The sequence below is a fragment of the Ignavibacteria bacterium genome (assembly GCA_016873775.1).
In the GTDB taxonomy this organism is placed as follows: Bacteria; Bacteroidota; Ignavibacteria; order UBA10030; family F1-140-MAGs086; genus JAGXRH01.
Genome location: VGWC01000012.1, coordinates 1 through 22,214 on the forward strand (window position 1 = coordinate 1; position 22,214 = coordinate 22,214).

At 40.1% G+C, this 22,214-nt stretch carries 18 protein-coding genes and 5 tRNA genes; 22 read left to right on the forward strand and 1 reads right to left on the reverse strand.

The features are described from left to right. The coding region (locus FJ218_03050; protein ID MBM4165888.1) for a sodium:proton antiporter at nucleotides 1-1,157 on the forward strand (1,157 nt) is incomplete at its 5' end. A 489-nt stretch (nucleotides 1,158-1,646) separates the two neighbouring features. Here FJ218_03050 and FJ218_03055 read toward each other — a convergent pair. Further along, the gene (locus tag FJ218_03055; protein MBM4165889.1) at nucleotides 1,647-3,539 is read right to left on the reverse strand and encodes a DUF2723 domain-containing protein; all 1,893 of its coding nucleotides are present in this window, start codon (nucleotides 3,537-3,539) and stop codon (nucleotides 1,647-1,649) included. 265 nt (nucleotides 3,540-3,804) lie between these two features. On the opposite strand from FJ218_03055, the gene FJ218_03060 reads away from it, so the two are divergent. From FJ218_03060 to fusA, 21 genes are all read left to right on the forward strand, one after another. Next, a complete protein-coding gene (locus FJ218_03060) occupies nucleotides 3,805-4,668 on the forward strand; it encodes an RNA polymerase sigma factor RpoD/SigA (GenBank protein ID MBM4165890.1) in 864 nt (287 codons plus the stop codon). 110 nt (nucleotides 4,669-4,778) lie between these two features. Beyond that, on the forward strand, nucleotides 4,779-5,486 hold the full coding sequence (locus FJ218_03065) for an NlpC/P60 family protein (protein MBM4165891.1): 708 nt from the start codon (nucleotides 4,779-4,781) through the stop codon (nucleotides 5,484-5,486). Nucleotides 5,487-5,500: 14 nt separating this feature from the next. Beyond that, nucleotides 5,501-6,073: a peptide deformylase gene (gene def / locus FJ218_03070; GenBank protein ID MBM4165892.1), complete on the forward strand. Its 573-nt coding sequence runs from the start codon at nucleotides 5,501-5,503 to the stop codon at nucleotides 6,071-6,073. A 2-nt stretch (nucleotides 6,074-6,075) separates the two neighbouring features. Continuing rightward, the gene (locus FJ218_03075; protein MBM4165893.1) at nucleotides 6,076-7,005 is read left to right on the forward strand and encodes a methionyl-tRNA formyltransferase; all 930 of its coding nucleotides are present in this window, start codon (nucleotides 6,076-6,078) and stop codon (nucleotides 7,003-7,005) included. A 145-nt stretch (nucleotides 7,006-7,150) separates the two neighbouring features. Then, nucleotides 7,151-7,226: transfer RNA gene (locus FJ218_03080), tRNA-Thr, on the forward strand. 6 nt (nucleotides 7,227-7,232) lie between these two features. Continuing rightward, a tRNA-Tyr gene (locus FJ218_03085) sits at nucleotides 7,233-7,316 on the forward strand. Nucleotides 7,317-7,376: 60 nt separating this feature from the next. Further along, nucleotides 7,377-7,449 (forward strand) — tRNA-Gly (locus FJ218_03090). 24 nt (nucleotides 7,450-7,473) lie between these two features. Continuing rightward, nucleotides 7,474-7,546 (forward strand) — tRNA-Thr (locus FJ218_03095). A 68-nt stretch (nucleotides 7,547-7,614) separates the two neighbouring features. Next, nucleotides 7,615-7,764, forward strand: coding sequence for a 50S ribosomal protein L33 (rpmG, locus tag FJ218_03100; protein MBM4165894.1), 150 nt, complete (start codon nucleotides 7,615-7,617; stop codon nucleotides 7,762-7,764). A 15-nt stretch (nucleotides 7,765-7,779) separates the two neighbouring features. Further along, nucleotides 7,780-7,855 (forward strand) — tRNA-Trp (locus tag FJ218_03105). Nucleotides 7,856-7,875: 20 nt separating this feature from the next. Continuing rightward, a complete protein-coding gene (secE, locus tag FJ218_03110; protein MBM4165895.1) occupies nucleotides 7,876-8,058 on the forward strand; it encodes a preprotein translocase subunit SecE in 183 nt (60 codons plus the stop codon). Between the two features lie 2 nt (nucleotides 8,059-8,060). Further along, entirely contained in the window at nucleotides 8,061-8,627 is a 567-nt protein-coding gene (nusG, locus tag FJ218_03115) for a transcription termination/antitermination factor NusG (protein ID MBM4165896.1), read from the forward strand. Between the two features lie 22 nt (nucleotides 8,628-8,649). After that, a complete protein-coding gene (gene rplK / locus FJ218_03120) occupies nucleotides 8,650-9,069 on the forward strand; it encodes a 50S ribosomal protein L11 (protein ID MBM4165897.1) in 420 nt (139 codons plus the stop codon). Nucleotides 9,070-9,102: 33 nt separating this feature from the next. Further along, nucleotides 9,103-9,801: a 50S ribosomal protein L1 gene (locus tag FJ218_03125; GenBank protein ID MBM4165898.1), complete on the forward strand. Its 699-nt coding sequence runs from the start codon at nucleotides 9,103-9,105 to the stop codon at nucleotides 9,799-9,801. A gap of 136 nt (nucleotides 9,802-9,937) precedes the next feature. Further along, nucleotides 9,938-10,432 (forward strand): 50S ribosomal protein L10, encoded by a 495-nt coding sequence (locus FJ218_03130; protein ID MBM4165899.1) that lies wholly within the window; start codon nucleotides 9,938-9,940, stop codon nucleotides 10,430-10,432. 45 nt (nucleotides 10,433-10,477) lie between these two features. Continuing rightward, nucleotides 10,478-10,852 (forward strand): 50S ribosomal protein L7/L12, encoded by a 375-nt coding sequence (locus tag FJ218_03135; GenBank protein MBM4165900.1) that lies wholly within the window; start codon nucleotides 10,478-10,480, stop codon nucleotides 10,850-10,852. Nucleotides 10,853-11,015: 163 nt separating this feature from the next. After that, nucleotides 11,016-14,789 carry a DNA-directed RNA polymerase subunit beta gene (gene rpoB / locus FJ218_03140; protein ID MBM4165901.1) on the forward strand — a complete coding sequence of 1,258 codons (3,774 nt, stop codon included), beginning with the start codon at nucleotides 11,016-11,018 and terminating at the stop codon, nucleotides 14,787-14,789. A gap of 46 nt (nucleotides 14,790-14,835) precedes the next feature. Then, nucleotides 14,836-19,122, forward strand: coding sequence for a DNA-directed RNA polymerase subunit beta' (gene rpoC / locus FJ218_03145; GenBank protein ID MBM4165902.1), 4,287 nt, complete (start codon nucleotides 14,836-14,838; stop codon nucleotides 19,120-19,122). A gap of 87 nt (nucleotides 19,123-19,209) precedes the next feature. Next, nucleotides 19,210-19,590 carry a 30S ribosomal protein S12 gene (locus FJ218_03150; protein ID MBM4165903.1) on the forward strand — a complete coding sequence of 127 codons (381 nt, stop codon included), beginning with the start codon at nucleotides 19,210-19,212 and terminating at the stop codon, nucleotides 19,588-19,590. Nucleotides 19,591-19,592: 2 nt separating this feature from the next. Beyond that, complete coding sequence (rpsG, locus tag FJ218_03155) at nucleotides 19,593-20,060, forward strand: 30S ribosomal protein S7 (GenBank protein ID MBM4165904.1); 468 nt, start codon at nucleotides 19,593-19,595, stop codon at nucleotides 20,058-20,060. A gap of 46 nt (nucleotides 20,061-20,106) precedes the next feature. Next, the gene (gene fusA, locus FJ218_03160) at nucleotides 20,107-22,203 is read left to right on the forward strand and encodes an elongation factor G (protein MBM4165905.1); all 2,097 of its coding nucleotides are present in this window, start codon (nucleotides 20,107-20,109) and stop codon (nucleotides 22,201-22,203) included. Nucleotides 22,204-22,214: the final 11 nt, after the last annotated feature.

The following is a 22,214-nucleotide window of genomic DNA, read 5'->3' on the forward strand; positions in this document are numbered from 1 at the left end:
TTCGCATCAAAGGACGTTCGACTCCGATGCGTAATGTTGTGTTGCTCGGAATTGGCGCAGTCGTTTCCAATCTCATCGGAACAACCGGCGCATCAATGCTCCTCATTCGTCCGTACATTCGCTCGAACAAATATCGCATCAGCGGATTTCACATTGTCTTTTTTATTTTTATCGTCAGCAATATTGGCGGCGCATTAACTCCGATTGGTGACCCGCCGTTGTTTCTCGGTTATTTGAAAGGCATTCCATTTTTCTGGGTGTTGGAAAATGTGTACCTCGAATGGCTTCTTACAATCGGATTGGTGCTTTCTGTTTTTTTTGTTTTTGATTATATATCATTCAAAAAATTACCTGACAGAATGGAACATGAAATAGAGGCAATAGAAGAAGAAGCGGAAATAACGGGAATGCATAACATACTTTTTCTTGTTGTCATTCTTGGTTCGGTCTTTATTCAAAAACCAATGTTTGTTCGTGAGTTGCTGATGGTTGCGGCGGCTGTAGGTTCTTATTTCACAACGAGAAAAGAGATTCACGAAAAGAATGATTTTAATTTTCTCCCGATAAAAGAAGTAGCATTATTATTCATTGGAATTTTTGCAACGATGATTCCCGCATTGCAATGGTTGGAAGTAAATGCGCCGCAAATCGGCATACAAACCGCTGGACAGTTTTATTGGGGTACAGGAATTTTATCATCGTTTCTTGATAATGCGCCGACATACCTAAACTTTCTTTCAGCAGCCATTGGATTATTCGTAAGTCAAGATATTGTTCTGAGCGTTCAGCAACTGATTACAACTCATGGAGCGGGGATAATGACGCTTTCGGGAGAACATTCGGAAGAAATTCGCAACACGTTTTATACGTTAATGAAATATCACGGTGACCTTGTTGCAACGGGAAATGTACCGCTTGCCGATATACAAACCGCTTACCTTATCGGAAATTACAATATCTATATCAAAGCAATTTCGCTCGGTGCTGTATTTTTCGGAGCGTGTACTTATATCGGTAACGGACCAAACTTTATGGTAAAATCCATCGCTGACCAATCGGGAGTTCATACGCCGCATTTTCTTGAATACGTTTATAAATATTCGCTTCCAATTTTGATTCCAATTTTTGCATTAGTGTGGTTGTTGTTTATTGTGTAGGGAAATTACTTCGTAAGAAAAAATTATATTTACTCCCGAAATATGAAAACAAATATTCCACTCACATTTTCAAACGAGAAACTTTACCAACTTTGTCAGTAATTTCACATTCGTAAACTTGCATTGTTCGGTTCAGTCCTTCAAAAAGATTTTCGAGACGACGTTATATCTTCATCGTTAGTAATGTATGCGAAAGAGTGATTTCATCCGCTTTCGGTATATGCTTGATGCGGCGAAGGAAGCAATTTCATTTGCTCAATGAAAACATCTTGATGACTTTGATGAAGATAGAATGCACACGATTTGCGACGTGCTTCATTCATCGAAGAAAAAACAATGCGCGTTGTTGATTGCAGAAATTCCCGCACAACCCGTTAACGCATATACACAATCGTGATTGTTCGATGAAATCGGCGAGGAAAATATTCTTGGTTCGATTGATGAAGCGTTGCAAAGAGCGAAAGAAATTGTGGGATAACAATCAATTACCTACTTCATTACTGCTTTCAATCGTTCTTTCAGAGCAAGCAGTTCCCGCTTCCCCGGTTGAAATTGCAACGCTTCGTTCACCATTGGTATTGCGTTTTCGAAATCCTGTTTTCGGTAACAATACATTGCCTGATTGAAGTAACTTCGCGCATATAAATCCCAAATCAGTTCTTCCATTTTCCCGCTTGTAGCCGCTTTCCGAACAGTAAATTTTATTGGTAAAATTTTCGGATGCGGTTCATCTTCGCGCAATAACCGAAATGCTAATCCCGAAGGAATACGCTGAAATCCCTGCGTGTACTCCGCCTCAATTTCGGGAGTTACATACACGGGACGTTCATTACGATTTTTAGAAATGAAACTGGAAATCAATGCACGAAATGCTCCTTCAATCGTTTGATAATGGTACGGAAGATTGTGTTCGAACTTATCCAATTCAACAAGAAACGCATCAATTTCTTTTTGTGAACGTTCAACGAGCCAAGGATAATGGCGCTTCAATTGAAGAAAATACCACGAGCGGCGAAGCAATTCTTTATCTATGACAACAACATCCGTTCTCCAATGTTCAATGGTTTGAAAATAATACGAAGCGGAAACAAAATAATCCCATTGATACGAAATAATGATTGCGTTGGAATCGAGCGACGCAAACATATTTTTCGTGTAATCTTCGACAAGAAAATTTTCGCTTTTGTTCGTTTGAGAGTAATGAAACGGAAGCGGAAGCAAACATATCAAGATGAACGCAAGAGAAAGTTTTCGGTTTTCTTTTTCCTGTTTTCTTCTTGAAGAAAAACGTTCGAGCAGAAACTGCACCCCAAATGCGCTCCAAATTGCAACGGTGAAATATGCAAGCAAGAAATATGAATCTATATCGTGTATATCGTAGTTGATAGAGTATAGGATACAAAAGACAAATAGTAATGAAGTGAACAACAGCGCGCGTTTGTTTTTTCGCAAGGACAGAATTCCCAGCAATGCAAACACAACGGCAACGTATGCAAATTCCTTTGGCGCACGCGAGAGAAAATAATTGAATTGTTGTTTTGCAACTTCTGCGGAAGAAAAAAACCACACGCTGAATTGTTTCCCGCGCACGTGCCAGAAAAATCGTTCGAGTGTTTCCGGATTTCCCCAATCGAATAACGGTTGCTGGAGCGAACGGATGAGCAAATAGGCATACACGGAAAGTCCGATAAGAAATGGAAGAGCGAGTTGTACAATTATTTTCCAACTTTGTTTTCCCGCTCCAAATGTTGCAAAAAAAAGATACAGAAACGCGGGAGCAAGCAATATCGTAGTGAGATGATTCGTAAAACTTAATCCGAGAATGAAAGCGAAAATGGAGAAGTGAATCGTAAATCGTGATTCGTGATTCGGAAATGATTGCCGAACGCTTATTGCTTTCGAGAACAATAACAGCAGAAGAGAAAGAAACAAACAATGGAGCGAATACACTTCGATAGCAACCGCTTGCGACCAAAATGTTTCAGAAAAAGCGAGAAGGAGCGTTCCGCAAATGGCAGAAATATAATGAGCGAATTGCGGTTTCTTGTCTGCAACATGAGATGTGAAAAAAACTAAAAACTTAAAAAAGAAAAATAGACTTGATGAACAGAGTAACGCTGAGAAAAGATTGAGTTTGAAAATAGTCGAAATGCCGAAAGGAATTTTTGAAACAAAGTAGCCCAACAATGTGAAAAGCGGGTATCCCGTTGGGTGAGCAATTCCGAGCGTTGATGCCACGGTTGCAAGTTCGCCAGCGTCAATGAAGGAAACGGTTCGCGAAGCAGTGAAAACATAGATAATGAATGAAAAAAAAGAAATTGCAAAAGCGAAAAAGTTTTCTTTTTTCACAAGAAAAGGTTTTTTATTGGTGAAGTTGTTCATAGATTTTCAAAAAAACGAAGCAAATATAAGAGTTTTGAAAATGGTGAAGCAGAAAAAAAACTGTAAAGCACACAAAATGGAAGAGGCGAAATAAATCCTAAAAAAAATTTTGTCATAACAAGGCGCATATATATATTTACCCGCTTTTTTATCAACATACGAAAAAATTTTCCGTTCCCTCGTGAAACAATTCACGAGGATTCTTTGTTTAGAAGCGGCGAAACACAGAAGAACAACGTACTACTCATTCATTTCTCAAAAAAATATGACCGGATCAAAATTATATTCTAACGGCGAACTTCAATCCCTCGATAGATATTTACAAGAAATAGGGAAAGTCGAATTAATCGGGGCAGAAGATGAAATTGAACTCGCGAAACGAATTAAAAAAGGTGGCTCCGATGGTCAAAATGCACTTGAAAAACTATGCAAAGCAAACTTACGATTTGTTGTAAGTGTTGCGAAACAATATCAAAACCAGGGGCTTGCACTTGGAGATTTAATCAACGAAGGAAATCTGGGATTAATCAAAGCCGCAAAACGTTTTGACGAAACGCGCGGTTTTAAGTTCATTTCATACGCTGTTTGGTGGATACGTCAATCCATATTGCAGGCGCTTGCAGAACAATCACGCATTGTTCGTTTGCCCTTAAATCGTGTAGGCGCATTGAATAAAATCGGGAAAGCATTCAGCGCATTGGAGCAAGAATATGAACGCGAGCCGAGCGCGAGTGAAATTGCAAACGAACTCGAAATGTCGTTATATGAAGTTGCAGATACTCTGAAAATTTCCGGGCGCCACTTATCAATGGATGCTCCTTTTTCTCAAGGAGATGATAATCGTTTACTGGACGTTATTCAAGATGACCGCGCCCCACGCCCCGACCATATTTTGATCAAAGAATCGTTGAGCAAAGAAATCGAACAATCGTTGCTTTCACTGACTGATAGAGAGGCGGAAGTGTTGCGTTTATATTTCGGTTTGGGACGCGAACATCCACTCACGTTGGAAGAAATCGGCGATAAATTTAAATTGACGCGTGAACGTGTTCGTCAGATTAAAGAGAAAGCAATTCGTCGTTTACGTCATACTAATCGCAGTAAAACATTGCGGACATATCTTGGCTAAATTGTTGCAAATGCGAATTCTCGCTTCGATGTAATTTTATATAAAAAGCCTCTTTCCGATGATTTGCGGGATTGGGGCTTTTCTGTTTTTGTAATTAAGCCGCTTTTTTTTTGAAACAATATTTTCCGAATCTCTGGAAGGGATTTGCTGTGTGCATTATTGTTGCGCTTTTATGTGGATGCAGCAGTTCATTGCAACGTTTTACTTCTTCAAAGAAACCAACGGAAAAAAAGGATGAACGCAAACGACGATTTGCTTCGCCGATTCGCGAAGAAGTTGAGAAGGATGATAAAAAAATAGATGTTGAGAATGTCAAAACACGTTTTTCTTCAAGTAGAAAAAATGAGAATGCACGTCAACGGGAAACAATAACAGAAAACACTCGAGTTGCAAACGACAATACTTCGAAAGCAAGAGAACATACGAACAGCAGGGAATACTTGCAGAGTAAACGAGAACAAGTAATGGAAGAGATTCTCTTGATGATTGGAGTACCGTATGAGTTTGGCGGCGACGATGAAGGCGGAATAGATTGTTCTGCATTCACTCGAAGAATATACCAGAATGCATTGTTGATGACGTTGCCGCGCACTTCCGATGAGCAAATGCGTGAAGGAAAAACAATACATCAGATGAATCTGCAGTTTGGCGATCTTGTTTTTTTTAATACCAACGGAACAGTTCCCTCGCACGTTGGTATCTTTCTCGAAGATGATTTGTTTGCGCATGCGAGCGAGTCGTTTGGCGTTACTATCTCGTCGTTGCAAAGTTCGTATTATAAATCCCGTTATGTGGGAGCGAGGAGAATTTTTCAATAACAAAGTTTTTTTATATGGCATTACTACCTATTTATACATACGGCACAAACATTCTGCGAAAGAAAGCAAAGCCGATAGATGAAATTACGGATGAAGTAATTACGCTTGTACGCAATATGTTTGAAACGATGCATAACGCTTCTGGAGTTGGTCTTGCCGCAAATCAAGTAGGAGTTTTACAACGTGTGTTAGTTGTTGATATTTCTGAAATGGAGGGATATGAAAACGAACAACCGCTTGTAATGATAAATCCGGAAATTATGTTCCGTGAAGGAAACTGCGCAATTGAAGAAGGATGTTTAAGCATTCCCGGAATTCGAGGAAACATTACTCGGTCGGAAACAATTACCGTAACGTATTTGGACTTAAACGGAAAAGAAAAAATATTGAAAACCGACGGAATGATTGCTCGTGTTGTTCTTCACGAAATTGACCATCTCAACGGAGTACTTTTTATAGATTTATTGGAAAGAGAACACTTTCAAAAATTGTTTTCTACTTTAAAAAATATCGAGCGCGGAGAAATGGAAACCGAGTATCCTATAGTAACAGCGCGAGTATTGAAACAGAAAAAAGTAGCAGTATAGCAATGCGTATTATATTTATGGGAACTGCGGAATTTGCTGTTCCGTCGCTTTCAATATTGTATGAACATCACCACGAAATATGCGCTGTTGTTACAGTTCCTGATAAACCCCAGGGAAGAGGGTTGATGATGCAGAGTTCACCGATAAAAGAATTTGCAGTGAAACATCAACTTCCGTTGTTGCAACCAATGCAATTAAAAGATGAGAGACTTTGTTCACATATCCGAGAATTGGCGCCGGATCTAATTGTTGTCGTTGCATTTCGCATATTGCCGAAAGAAGTTTTTACAATTCCCCGATTTGGTTCGATAAACCTGCATGCTTCACTATTACCCCAATACCGAGGAGCAGCGCCGATCAATTGGGCAATCATCAATGGCGAAACAGAAACAGGTGTATCAACATTTTTTCTTCAAGAAAAAGTTGATACGGGAAACATCATTTTGCGCGCACGAGTAGCAATTTCGGAAAATCAAACGGCAGGCGAATTACACGATGTACTTGCAGATACGGGAGCAGAACTTGTTTTACATTCTGTCCAATTAATCGAAGGTAACAAAGTTCGTATACAGCAACAAGAAAATAGCGTTATCTCATATGCGCCGAAAATATTCAGAAGTGATTGTAAAATAAATTGGGAAAAAAGTGTAAAAGAAATTCACAATTTTATTCGAGGATTATCTCCGACACCATGTGCATTCACAACATTCGAAGGAACCACAATTAAAATATATGAAAGTAAAATAATTTCCAACGAAAGAATGCCGTCCGCAAACAATGGGACGATAATTGATATACAAAACAGATTAGCGGTTGCTGCTAACGACGGTGTGTTGGAATTGATGACATTACAAAGAGAAGGGAAAAAGAAACTAAATGCATCAGATTTTTTACGTGGAATGCCAATACGATGTGGTGAAAAATTTGAATAAAGTTTTTTCATTTTGAGTTTGCAAAAAGAAATAAATTCGTATATTCACGCCCTTTTATTATTTATCCCATCGAATATCGAACCAAAAAAAAATAGGATAGTACTTGTTTTTATTTAATAAAATAACATTAGCACAGCATTTTTTTGCTGGCGTAGCTCAGTTGGTAGAGCAGCTGACTTGTAATCAGCAGGTCACCAGTTCAAGTCTGGTCGCCAGCTCTAAGTTTTGGGTAGGTAGCAAAGCGGTCAAATGCAACAGACTGTAAATCTGTCGACCATGCGTCTTCGAAGGTTCGATTCCTTCCCTGCCCACGTTAAAAAAAAGAATTATTTTTCATAAAAATGAGAAGTGAATTTTGAAAAGGAAAGAATGCGGGAGTAACTCAGTTGGTAGAGTCACAGCCTTCCAAGCTGTTGGTCGCGGGTCCGAGTCCCGTCTCCCGCTCATAATAAAATGAGCAACAACTTTGCTTGCGTAGCTCAGTTGGTAGAGCACTTCCTTGGTAAGGAAGAGGTCACCGGTTCAATCCCGGTCGCAAGCTCATACAAATTATTTTTTTACACAAAAAAATTCATTCAAAAAAATAACTGAATTTTTTTTCAAAATGATATGCGCGAAATAATAACATTAGAATGTACGCAATGCAAGCGTCGCAATTATACAAACACCAAAAATAAGCGAAAACAATCGGGAAGAGTTGAATACAAGAAGTATTGTCAATGGTGTGATAAACGCGTTTTGCATAAAGAAACAAAATAATATAAAAGTTTGGATACGTCAGTGGCTCAATTGGTAGAGCAGCGGTCTCCAAAACCGCAGGTTGGGGGTTCGAGTCCCTCCTGACGTGCCATTAATTTGATTTTTACAAAGATGAAAGACAAAATTCAAGCATTTACCGCCGAGATTGTAAAAGAACTTGGTAAAGTAACGTGGCCGACAAAAGACGAATTAAAAGATTCGACAATGATTGTTGCATCTGTATGCAGTGTTCTTGCGTTGTTTATATTTTTAGTGGACAATTTGTTGAGCCTTATTGTTAAATATCTCTATTAGAAATGAGTGAAGCGCTAAAAATAGTTTCAACGGATACACCTGCGCGGTGGTTTGTTCTTCATTGCGTAACCGGAACCGAAGGGAAAGTGAAACAACAAATTGAAAAACGCAGGGAATCAGAAGGATTTGAAGAACGCGTGCTTAGTGTTGAAGTTCCAAAGGAAAAAGTTTTTGAAATTTTTGAAGGAAAAAAACGCAGTAAAGAGAAAACGTATCTTCCGGGATATATCCTCGTTCAACTTCGGATGGACCAAAAAGTGCGAGAGTTTATTATGCAAACTCCTGGCGTATTAAATTTTGTTGGCGATAAAAATAAACCGATTCCTCTCCGTAACGACGAAGTAAAACGTTTTCTCGGCAAATTGGAAACGGATGGAGACCAAGAATCATCTTCTACACAATACCACGTAGGATTAGCAGTAAAAGTTATAGATGGTCCATTCAGCAATTTTATGGGAACCGTACAAGAGACAAACACAGAAAAGATGCGACTCAAAGTTATCGTGAGTATTTTCGGAAGAAAAACTCCGGTCGAGTTAGATTTTGCACAAGTCGAAGAAATTAAATAACAGTTAAAAATATTTTTTACCGATGAAGAAAATTACTGGTTATATAAAGTTACAAATTCCCGCAGGCGGTGCTACCCCTGCACCACCGGTTGGTCCTGCGTTGGGACAAAAGGGGGTCAATATTATGGAGTTTTGCAAACAATTTAATGCAAAAACTCAATCTCAACAGGGACTCACAATTCCCGTTGTTATTACAGTGTACTCCGATAAATCGTTCACATTTATTACGAAGACACCACCGGCGGCAGTGCTAATAATCAAATCGCTCGGAATACCTAAGGGCTCCGGCGAACCAAACAGAACGAAAGTAGGGATGCTGACGCAGAAACAAGTACGCGAAATTGCAGAACTGAAATTGCCTGATTTAAATGCACTCGAAATTGAATCAGCAATGCAAATGATAAAAGGTACCGCTCGAAGTATGGGCGTAACTGTTGAATAATAATTTCAAATTTTACTCTTTACAATTATCGCAATGAAACACTCAAAACGATACAATACAATTGCAAAAAAAGTGGATGCAAAAAAATTACTCACGCTATCCGAAGCAGTGAATAAAGTAAAAGAAACGGCAACTGCAAAGTTTACTGAATCGGTAGATGTAGCAATTCGTCTCGGCGTTGACCCGAAAAAAGCAGACCAAGCGATACGAAGCACGGTTTCTTTACCCCACGGGATTGGAAAAACTGTTCGTGTTCTCGTCGTAGCAAAATCCCCGCTTGACCAAGAAGCGAAGGAAGCGGGAGCAGACTACGCGGGCTATCAGGAATATCTGGAAAAACTGCAATCGGGATGGAGTGATATTGATGTCATTATTGCGTCTCCGGATGTTATGGGCGAATTAGGAAAGTTGGGAAAAATATTAGGACCTCGTGGTTTAATGCCGAATCCGAAAAGCGGAACCGTTACACCGCAGGTTGCAAAAGCAGTTAAAGAAGTAAAAGCAGGGAAAATCGAATTTCGCGTTGATAAAGCAGGGGTTGTTCACGCAATGATTGGAAAAGCAAACTTCGACGCGTTGAAATTAGAAGAAAATATTTCTGCATTTCTTTCAACAATTATTCGATTGAAGCCATCTACGGTAAAAGGACAATACGTCAAAAGCATTTTTCTTTCGAGCACAATGGGACCAAGCGTGCAAATAGACCGAAACTCTGTAGAGGCATTGCATTAACAAGTTGGAATGAACGTTTAATACTCACGAAAGAGAATACAAAAGTTTTACGCACTCTCAACAATTAATCAATCACCGTTTAATGTTCACTTTCGAGTGATGCTTCTCATTAGACGAAATTACAAACAAAACAAGAATGAATCGTTCAGAAAAAGCACAAATCGTATCAAGTCTTACTGAACATTTGCAGCAAGCCCAAAGCGTATTTTTTACGGACTTTAGCAGAATCACGGTAGAAGAAATCAACACTCTTCGTCGCGATTTCTTTAGAGAAGGCGTTTCGTACGTTGTCGTAAAAAACACTCTTGTCGCAAGAGCGCTGGAGACGACTTCCTATTCTGATGCACTGAAACCGAAACTTGTTGGACCGACGGCGCTTGCGTTGGGAATAAAAGACCCAATCGCGCCGGCACGAATTCTCAAAAAATTTATTGAGAAAACCAATAAACTTTCAGTAAAAGCATGCATCTTTGAGAACCAGGTATTTGATGGAAAACAATTTGAAAAAATTGCCGCATTGCCATCACGTCCCGAGTTAATAGCATCTATCTTGGGAAGTCTCAACAGTCCGATTGCAAATATCGTGTATGTACTAGATGCGTTGGAAAAAAAACTTCAACCTGCATCGTAATTTCATTTCATTTAACAATATTATTTTTTAAGGAAAATTATTTTTATGTCAGTCGTAGTCGAAATAGTTGAAAAAATTGAGAAGCTTTCATTACTCGAGATTGTAGAATTAAAAAAAGCACTCGAAGAAAAATTTGGTGTGAGCGCGGCAGCACCCGTTATGGTTGCCGGAGGCGCAGCAGCAGGAGCCGCTCCCGCGGTAGAAGAGCAAACGGAATTTACCGTTATCTTAAAAGCGGCAGGAGCCAATAAAATCGGCGTAATCAAAGTCGTTCGAGAAATTACTGGTCTTGGCTTAAAAGAAGCAAAAGATTTGGTAGATGGCGCACCGAAAAATGTGAAAGAAGGAGCCAGCAAAGATGAAGCGGAAAAACTGAAGAAGCAACTGGAAGAAGCCGGCGCTCAAGTAGAAGTCAAGTAATTATTTCTCGATTTCGTATGTTTGGTGGCTGCTGCAACAGCGGCGGCCATCTTTTTGTTTTACAATATTTTGAAAACATCTTCATTGCATCCTGATTCATTTATATTGAATCGGATATCTTTTTAAAAACAAATTCATTCAATCACATTAAGGAATTGTGAAGTTGAAAACCCCCAATATCAACACAAGCAACAGAATTACTTTTTCACGGATTCCCGATATCATCCAAAGTCCCGATTTGCTCAATGTGCAAGTTGAATCGTGGGAAACATTTTTACAAGATAATGTTTCTCCCTCGAGACGTAAGAAAGTTGGATTGCAGGAAGTATTTCTTGCAAACTTTCCTATCGTGGATGTTCGTGAAAGTATTGCGCTGGAGTTTATCGAATATTACATAGACCGTCCGCGCGCAACAATTCAAGAATGTCAGGAACGCGGACTGAGTCATACGTTTCAGTTGAAAGCAAAATTGCGACTTGTTCCATTGACCGACGAAGCGCGCGAAGTGCTTGATACGGTCGAGCAAGAAGTCTATCTCGGAAATATTCCTGCAATGACGTTTCGCGGAACATTTATTATCAACGGAACTGAACGCGTTATTGTTTCGCAATTGCATCGTTCTCCCGGAGTTTTCTACAGCGAAACAATTCATCCCAATGGCGTACCAATTTTTTCAGCGCGCATCATTCCTTTCCGCGGCGCATGGGTAGAATTTACTACAGACATCAATAATATGATGTTTGTGTACATTGATAAAAAGAAAAAATTTCTTGTAACAACGCTTCTTCGCGCATTAGGATATTCATCCGACGACGAAATTTTGCAACTCTTTGACCTTGTTGAAGAAGTTGACGTTCGCAAGGTTGATTTGAAGCAATACATCGGTCGAACGGTTTGCAGCGATGTCATTGATAGAAAAACGGGAGAAATCCTGATGACAAAAGATACGCAACTAACGGAAGATTTGCTGGAAGGCATTTCAAAATCGTCGTTGAAAAACATTGCATTTTTCAAAAGCGATTCCGGACAAATGTCATTGATAGCAAATACCATTTTGAAAGACCCTGTGCGTTCAGAAGAAGATGCATTGGCGGCGATGTATCAACAATTGCGTTCGATAGAAGCGCCAGATTCGGCAACAGCGCGCAATTTAGTCGAAAAATTATTTTTTAACCCCAAGCGATACGACCTTGGAGAAGTTGGACGATTCCGATTAAACCAACGTTTGGGAAAGAAAACTCATGCCGACACAACAACGCTTACGAAAGAAGATATTATTGCCATTATCAAATACTTAATTGAGTTGCAAGAAGGCAAAAAACCTATTGACGATATTGACCATCTTGGAAACCGTCGCGTAAGAACAGTGGGCGAACAAGTTGCGCAACAAATCAACATTGGCATTGCGAGAATGGCGCGTACGATTCGTGAGAAAATGAATCTGCGGGAAAAAGAAACATTAACACCGCAAGCGTTAGTCAATGCGCGAGCAATTACCAGTGTTGTCAATTCATTCTTTGGCACTAATCAGATGTCGCAATTTATGGACCAAACAAATCCGCTCGCGGAAATTACCCACAAACGTCGTATGTCTGCATTAGGTCCCGGAGGATTAACAAGAGAGCGTGCCGGATTTGAAGTTCGCGATGTTCACTATACTCACTACGGTCGCCTTTGTCCGATAGAAACTCCCGAAGGTCCTAACATCGGATTGATATCTTCCTTATGCGTTTATGCAAAAGTGAATGATATGGGATTTATAGAAACGCCGTATCGAAAAGTTTCCGCCGCAAAAGTATCGGAAGAAATCGAATATTTGTCCGCAGATAAAGAAGATACATTCACGATAGCGCAAGCGAACGAAGAACTTGATAACCGAGGAAAGTTTGTGAATGAACGTGTACGTGCGAGATTACGTGGAGATTTCCCGTCAGCAGTACCTGATGAGGTTCAATATATGGACGTTGCTCCAAGTCAAATTGTTTCCGGCGCAGCAGCACTTATCCCATTTCTGGAACACGATGACGCTAACCGCGCATTAATGGGTTCCAATATGCAACGTCAAGCGGTTCCTCTGTTGCGAACAGAATCGCCGATTGTTGGAACAGGATTCGAACAGAAACTTGCGCGTGATGCACGAACAATGATTGTTGCGGAACGGAATGGAGCAGTTGTCGAAGTTGATTCGGAAAAAATTGTTGTCGAATACGATATAGATGAACGCACGCAAGAGTCATTGTTGAGTTTTGAAGATTTAAAGCTCAAGGAATACGCGTTGATGAAATTTTTCCGAACAAATCAAGACACATGCATCAATCAACTTCCTTTGGTTTCCGTTGGACAACGGATTAAAAAAGGAGATGTGCTTGCTGACGGTTGTGCAACAGATAGTGGCGAACTTGCGTTGGGACGCAATATCCTTGTTGCGTTTATGCCGTGGAACGGTTACAACTTTGAAGATGCAATTGTTGTAAGCGAACGTCTTGTATCGGAAGACGTATTCACCTCGATTCATATTGAGGAGTTTGAATTACAGGTGCGCGACACAAAACGCGGCGAAGAAGAGTTTACCCGTGAAATACCGAACGTCAGCGAAGAAGCAACAAAAGACCTTGATGAAAACGGATTGATTCGTGTTGGTGCGGAAGTGCGCGAAGGAGATATTCTCATTGGAAAAATAACACCCAAAGCAGAAACAGAATCTTCGCCCGAAGAAAAATTGTTGCGAGCAATATTCGGAGAAAAAGCCGGGGATGTCAAAGACGCATCGTATAAAGCGCCGCCGGGAATGAAAGGCGTTGTTATCGGTTCAAAATTATTCGGCAGAAAAAAGAGAGACCCCGATACCAAACAAGAAGATAAAAAGAGACTCGACGGGTTAGATAGAACGTTAGATGACAAATTGCGAAAAACGTACGAAAAGTTACAAAGTAAACTTGGAGCGCTTCTCGATGGAGAAAAATCCATCGGAGTTCGTACGCTTGAAGGCGATATTGTTTTCAGAAGCGGAAAGCAATTTGCCGAAGATTCATTTATCGGAATGGATAATCTCGAATCAATGGATTACAATCTGGAATGGGTTGAAGATAAAAAGAAAAATCAACTGTTAACAAGATTGTATGAGAATTATTTTAAGAAAATCAACGACTTAAAATCGCAGCACAAACACGACCGAACGCAAATAATTCTTGGAGATGATTTGCCGCCGGGAATTGTTCAACTTGCAAAAGTGAACGTTGCAAAAAAACGTAAATTATCTGTTGGTGATAAAATGGCTGGTCGTCACGGTAATAAAGGAGTAGTTGCAAAAGTAGTTCCGCAAGAAGATATGCCGTTTCTTGCAGACGGAACTCCCGTAGATATGGTATTGAACCCGCTTGGTGTTCCATCTCGTATGAATCTTGGACAATTATTTGAAACCGCGCTTGGATGGGCGGGCAAGAAACTTGGAGTACAATACGCAACGCCAATTTTTGACGGAGCAACATGGGAAGACGTTAAAAATGAATTAAAAAAAGCGGGACTCAACGAAAATTCTAAAGCAGTACTTTATGACGGAAGAACGGGAGAGCCGTTTGATCAAGAGGTTACCGTTGGAGAAATTTATATGTTGAAACTTTCGCATTTGGTTGATGATAAAATTCACGCACGTTCGATTGGACCATATTCATTGATTACTCAACAACCGCTTGGCGGGAAAGCGCAATTTGGCGGTCAACGATTTGGAGAAATGGAAGTGTGGGCACTCGAAGCGTATGGAGCGACGCATGTGTTGCAAGAAATGCTCACGGTGAAATCCGATGACGTTTCTGGACGCGCGAAAATTTATGAGTCGCTTGTGAAAGGAGAAAATTTCCTCGATTCGAATGTTCCCGAATCGTTTAACGTATTAGTAAAAGAGTTACAAGGACTCGGATTAGATATTAAAGTCGAATAATTATCCCTTGTATTTTTTTCATCGAACAAGTAACAAAGGTTAAAGAATGGTTTACGGATTAGCAGATATAAAACCAAAGCAACTCAAGAAATCTTTTTCGTGTATTTCCATCGTTATGGCATCTCCTGATACGATTCTGGATTGGTCGCGCGGAGAAGTTACAAAACCCGAAACGGTGAACTATCGCACGTTTCGTCCGGAAAAAGACGGATTATTTTGTGAAAAAATATTCGGTCCTACGCGCGATTGGGAATGTCATTGCGGAAAATATAAACGTATCCGTTACAAAGGCATCGTTTGCGACCGTTGCGGAGTAGAAGTAACGCAAAAACAAGTTCGACGCGAGCGTATGGGACATATTTCTCTTGCAGTTCCTGTTGTTCATATTTGGTTTTTCAAATCTCTTTCGTGCAAGATTGGTCAACTGCTTGGCATTAGCACAAAGGATTTGGAAAAAATTGTCTACTACGAAAGTTTCGTTGTTGTGCAACCGGGATTATCGGGATTACGTCAATTGGATTTACTTTCTGAAGAACAATATCTCGAAGTTCTGGAATCGCTTCCTGCAGGAAATCAAGAATTGGACGACGAAGACTCTAGAAAATTTATTGCGTTGATGGGAGGTCCATCTGTACGTGAATTATTGAAACGCATTGATGTCGAAGAAACCTATCATAGACTTCGTGAACAGGTAAAAGTGGAAACTTCGCAACAGAAAAAATTAGAAGCATTGAAACGATTACGCGTGCTTGGAGCATTTCGCATGCGTGAAGATGGACGCCCGAACAAACCTGAATGGATGGTTATGGATGCAATTCCTGTTATTCCTCCCGAACTACGACCGTTGGTGCCTCTTGAAGGTGGTCGTTTTGCAACCTCGGATTTGAATGATTTGTATCGCCGAGTTATTATTCGGAATAATCGGCTTCATCGTTTGGTAGAAATAAAAGCGCCGGAAGTTATACTTCGTAACGAAAAAAGAATGTTGCAGGAGTCTGTTGATTCTTTGTTCGATAATTCGAGAAAAGCAACGGCGGTAAAGACAGAAAATAATCGCGCGCTCAAATCGCTTTCTGATATATTAAAAGGAAAGCAAGGACGATTTCGACAAAACTTACTTGGGAAGCGTGTTGATTATTCTGGTCGTTCGGTTATTGTTGTTGGTCCCGAAATGAAATTGCACGAATGTGGATTGCCGAAAGAAATGGCGCTGGAATTGTTTCAGCCGTTGGTTATTCGAAGACTCATTGAACGCGGAATTACCAAAACAGTGAAAGGTGCAAAAAAAATATTGATACGCAAAGGTTCGGAAGTATGGGAAATTTTAGAAAATGTCATTGACGGACATCCAGTATTATTGAACAGAGCGCCAACGTTGCACCGATTAGGAATACAAGCATTTCAGCCGGTGCTTGTAGAAGGAAAAGCAATTAAGATACATCCGATGGTTTGCACTGCATTCAATGCAGATTTTGATGGCGACCAGATGGCTGTGCATGTTCCGTTGTCGTTTGATGCGCAGTTGGAGGCGCGTGTGTTGATGCTTTCTAGTCATAATATTTTAAACCCGCAAAATGGGCAACCGATAGTTTATCCGACGCAAGACCAAGTACTTGGTTTGTATTATTTAACAAAATCGAAGAAAGGGGATAAAGGCGAAGGAAAAATTTTCTCTTCTCCCTATGAAGTAATTATTGCGTATAGTTACAAAGAAATCGGATTGCATGCGCGGATAAAAGTACGGTTCCGAAATGAGTTAATTGAAACAACGACTGGGCGCGTAATTTTTAATCAAATTGTTCCGAAAGAACTTGGATTTATCAACGAATTGCTTAACAAAAGCAGACTTATACAGATCGTTTCGACGGTGTATCGTCGCTGTGGAAATGTTCGTACTGCTGAATTTCTTGACCAATTGAAAGCAACTGGATTTTCATTTGCGACGCAAGGAGGTTTATCGGTAAGTATTGGTGATGTTGTTGTTCCGAAAGAAAAAGAAGACATTATTTCGAAAGCGGAAAAAGATATATATAAAATCGAAGACCAGTATTTGAACGGATTTATTACTGACGGAGAGCGATATAATAAAGTAATTGATGTATGGAGTAGAACTACTGCAAAAATTGCAGAGCGATTGTTTGAAACATTGCAACATTCGAAAGATGGGTTCAATTCGCTTTATATGATGGTAGATTCCGGCGCTCGTGGTTCAAAAGAACAAGTTCGACAACTTGCGGGAATGCGAGGATTGATGCATAAACCACAGAAAAGTATGTCTGGTTCTGCCGGAGAATTGATTGAGAATCCTATCATTGCAAGTTTTCGCGAAGGATTAACAGTGTTGGAATACTTTATATCAACGCACGGAGCGCGAAAAGGGCTTGCTGATACCGCATTGAAAACAGCAGATGCAGGATATTTGACGCGACGACTTGTGGATGTTGCGCAAGATGCTGTTGTTGGTGAAGAAGATTGCGGCTCAATTTTTGGGATTGTTATCAGCGCATTGAAAGAAGGAGAAGATATTAAGGAACCGCTTTCCGAACGAATTCTTGGTCGTGTAGCCGTACACGATGTGAAGGATCCCATCACAGGAAAATTGATTGTCAAAGCGGGCGAATTGATAACTGAAGAGGAAGCCGCACAGGTAAGCGAAACGGCAATAGAGTCTGTAGAGATACGAACAGTGCTTACGTGTCAACTACGACGAGGCATTTGTGCAAAATGTTATGGAAGAAGTCTTGCAACATTGAAGTTAGTTGAACCGGGAGAAGCAGTAGGAATTATTGCGGCACAGTCAATAGGTGAACCCGGAACGCAATTAACGCTCCGGACATTTCACACAGGAGGGACGGCAAGTTTAATTGCGGAACAATCGAATATTGTTTCAAAGTTTGATGGGAAAATTAAATTTGATGGAGTTAAAGTAATTCAACTTGAAGACGATGGAGCAAAGAAGCAAATTGTTTCAGGAAGAGGCGGAATTATACAAGTATTGGATTCCGACCATAAAGTTCTTGCAAAATATGATGTTCCGTATGGCGCATTATTGGTTATCAAAGATGGACAAGAGATAAAGAAAAGCGCATTATTATATGAATGGGATCCGTACAATGCAGTAATCATCAGCGACCATTCTGGAATTGTGCAATACGAAGGACTTATAGATGGAGTAACGTACCGGGAAGAACCTGATGAGCAAACCGGGCATATTCAAAAAGTAGTAATCGAATCTCGCGATTATACAATTACGCCAACTCTTATAGTAACGGATAAGAAGGGCGAAAAATTAGGTAATTATATTCTTCCTGTACGCGCGCATATAATAGTTGACACAAAAAGCACGGTGCACGCTGGTCAAATATTAGCAAAAATACCGAGAAATATTGGAAAGACACGCGATATTACAGGAGGTCTTCCACGAGTTACAGAATTATTCGAAGCTCGCAGCAGAGCGGATGCAGCAGTGGTGGCGGAAATAAGTGGTATTGTAAAATTTGGAAAACAAATTCGTGGTTCGCGAGAAGTAACTATTGTGAGTCTTGACAAAAAAGACGAAAGACATTACACAGTTCCGTTGCGCGAACATATACTTGTTCAGGACGGAGATGTCGTACGCGCAGGCGAGCGACTTACTGACGGTTCGGTAAATCCTCATGATATACTTCGCATTAAAGGAGTAAATGCAGTTCAAGAATATTTGGTGAATGAGATTCAGGAAGTATATAGAATGCAAGGTGTGAAGATAAATGATAAACACATAGAAGTAATTGTTCGTCAAATGATGCAGCGCGTAAAAATAACCGACCCCGGAGATACAAAATTTCTTGAGGGAGATTATGTTAACAAATCGGATTTTAACGAAGAGAACGAACAAGTTTCTCGGATGGTAATCGTTAAGCATAAAGGTGATTCTAAACTTAAAGAAGGTCAACTTGTTTTGAGGAAGAAAATTCGTGAACACAATACTGATTTGAAAAAGAAAGAGAAAAAAATAATCGAGTACAGTGAAACGCGCCCCGCTTCATCGGAGCCTGTGTTGTTAGGTATAACTCAAGCAGCATTAACAACAGATAGTTTTATATCCGCCGCAAGTTTTCAGGAAACCACAAAAGTACTTGCTGAAGCTTCTATTGAGGCAAAAGTAGATTATTTGCGCGGATTGAAGGAGAATGTTGTTGTTGGGCGTTTAATACCTGCCGGTACCGGGTTAAGATCGTTCAAAGATATCATTGTTGTTCCAGTAGATTCACGACCGGATTTCTATGAAGAGTCAATGCGATTGAAAGAAGAAAAAATAATCGTAGAAACACGAGAACCATTTTTGAAATAAAGTTTGGTAGTAAACTATTAATTTGTATATTTGCGCCCTAAATTTTCAAACTATTACATAAAGTTAATCCATACTCGGAGATAAAGAGTGCCTACGATCAATCAATTAGTACGCTTAGGGCGCACTAAACAAAAATATAAGAGTAAAGCGCCGGCTCTAGAAAATTCTCCTCAAAAACGAGGCGTATGTACGCGTGTTTATACCACAACTCCCAAAAAACCAAATTCTGCTCTTCGCAAAGTTGCGCGTGTTCGAATTTCAAACGGACGAGAGGTAACAGCATATATTCCAGGTGAAGGACATAACTTACAGGAACATTCCATTGTGATGATTCGAGGAGGACGTGTCAAAGATTTGGCTGGCATTCGATACCATATTATTCGCGGAACGCTTGATACTCAAGGAGTTCAAGACCGAAAGCAATCGCGTTCATTGTATGGTGCAAAAAAACCTAAAAAACAAGGATAGTAATGAGAAAAAAAAGAGCGCAAAAACGACCAATTCTTCCAGATCCAAAATTTAATGACGTCCAAGTTGCAAGATTTATCAACAATGTTTTGCGACAAGGGAAAAAGCATATTGCACAAGGAATAGTCTATGGAGCGATGGAAAGAATCGAAAAACAGACTTCTCAGAGTGCGTTAGATATTTTTAGGAAAGCAATTGAAAATTCACGTCCATTGTTAGAAGTGCGAGCTAGAAGAGTTGGCGGCGCAACGTATCAAGTTCCTACAGAAGTTCGGCCGGATCGTTCCGAAGCTCTTGCAATGCGTTGGTTAATTGGTTATGCTAAGGAAAGAAAGGACAAATCAATGGCTCTACGACTTGCCTCAGAATTAATTGCCGCTTCGAATAAAGAAGGGGCATCCGTAAAAAAACGAGAAGACGTTCATAAAATGGCGGAAGCAAACAAAGCATTTGCTCATTTCCGGTGGTAATAATAGTAATTCATTCTTAATAGAATATAGAAACAGGAAATTTTTTGTGGCTCGAAGTCATCCGTTAGAACGCGTTCGAAATATTGGTATAATGGCGCATATTGATGCGGGAAAAACCACTACCACCGAGCGAATATTATTTTATACCGGCGTATTACATCGTTTAGGAGAAGTCCATGACGGTACGGCTACAATGGATTGGATGGAGCAGGAAAAGGAACGTGGTATTACAATAACAAGTGCTGCGACAACTTGTTTCTGGAGTAATCACAGGATAAATATTATTGACACGCCTGGACATGTGGATTTCACTGCGGAAGTAGAGCGTTCGTTGAGAGTGTTAGATGGTGCGGTTGCGTTGTTTTGTTCGGTTGGAGGAGTAGAACCACAATCAGAAACAGTTTGGCGGCAAGCAGATAAATATGGAGTTCCGCGAGTAGCATTTGTCAATAAAATGGATCGTGTTGGGGCGGATTTCTTTCATGTGGTAGAAATGATGAAAGAACGTTTGGGGGCAAATGCTGTGCCGGTAAATATTCCGGTAGGCGAGGGCGATATTTTTTCTGGAATTGTTGACCTCATCACAATGAAAGCAAGAATATTCAACGAAACATCTCTTGGAACAACATTTGAGGATATTGATATTCCTCGAGATATGGAAGAAGCGGCAAGAAAATATCGAATCCAACTTCTTGAATCTGTTTCAAGCGAAGATGATACATTGCTTGAAAAATATTTGGATGGAAAAGAAATTACTCCAAGAGAAATTCGAGATGTGTTAAGACGAGCGTGCTTAAAAGTAAGTATTATTCCTGTTTTTTGTGGTTCGTCGTTTAAAAACAAAGGCGTGCAAAATCTTCTTGATGGGATTATAGATTTTCTTCCTTGTCCTTTAGATATCGGCGAAGTAAAAGGTCATCATCCTCATCGTCACGACCATGTAATTCGAAAAATTTCCGACAGCGAAAAATTTGCTGCGCTTGCATTTAAGATTATGACCGACCAATATGTGGGCAAATTAACATTCATTAGAGTGTACTCGGGAGTATTAAAAGCAGGGTCGTATATTTACAATTCCGTCAGTGAACGAAAAGAGAGAATTGGGCGAATATTGCGAATGCATGCAAATCATAGAGAAGATGTTGAAGAAATTTATGCCGGAGAAATTGCAGCGGTAATTGGGTTAAAATCCACGCGAACAGGAGATACGTTAACGTATGAAAGCGACCCCATAATACTTGAGCGAATGGAATTTCCCGAACCGGTTATTTCTGTTGCTATTGAGCCAAAAACAAAAGCAGACCAAGAAAAGTTATCTGAAGCGCTTTCAAAACTATCTGATGAAGACCCAACGTTTCGTGTTTCTTCTGACCAGGAAACGCGACAAACTATTATCAGTGGAATGGGTGAGTTGCATTTGGAAATACTTGTAGATAGAATGAAACGAGAATTCAACGTTCAAGCGAACGTTGGAAGACCACAAGTTGCATATCGGGAAACAATCAAGAAAAAAATTACACACGTCTATAAACACGTTAAACAATCAGGTGGACGTGGACAATTTGCGCATGTAGAAATCGAAGTTGAGCCGAACGAAAAAGGGAAAGGATTTGAATTTATAGACGACATAAAAGGTGGAGTTATTCCAAGAGAATATATTCCTGCTGTAGAAGAAGGAATTGAAGAACAACTTCGAAATGGAATTCTTGCTGGTTATCCCGTAGTAGATATAAAAGCACGTTTATATTACGGCTCCTATCACGAAGTTGATTCCGACGAAATGTCATTTAAGATTGCAGGTTCAATGTGTGCAAGAGAGGCGGGTAGAAAAGCCAATCCTGTTATTCTTGAGCCGTATATGTCCGTTGAAGTGGTAACGCCTGAAGAATATCTTGGCGATGTGCTTGGCGACCTCAATTCACGAAGAGGTTTAATTGAGGGAATGACATTGCGAAAAGATGCGCAGGTGGTAAAAGCACTTGTTCCGCTTGCCGAAATGTTTGGATACGCAACTCGACTTCGTTCAATGTCGCAAGGGCGCGCAATATTTACAATGCAACTCTCGCATTATGCAGAAACACCTAAAAGTGTTTCGGATGAAATTATTGAAAAAATAACCGGCGGAAAAGCACAAGCCGCATAACAAGTTTTCTT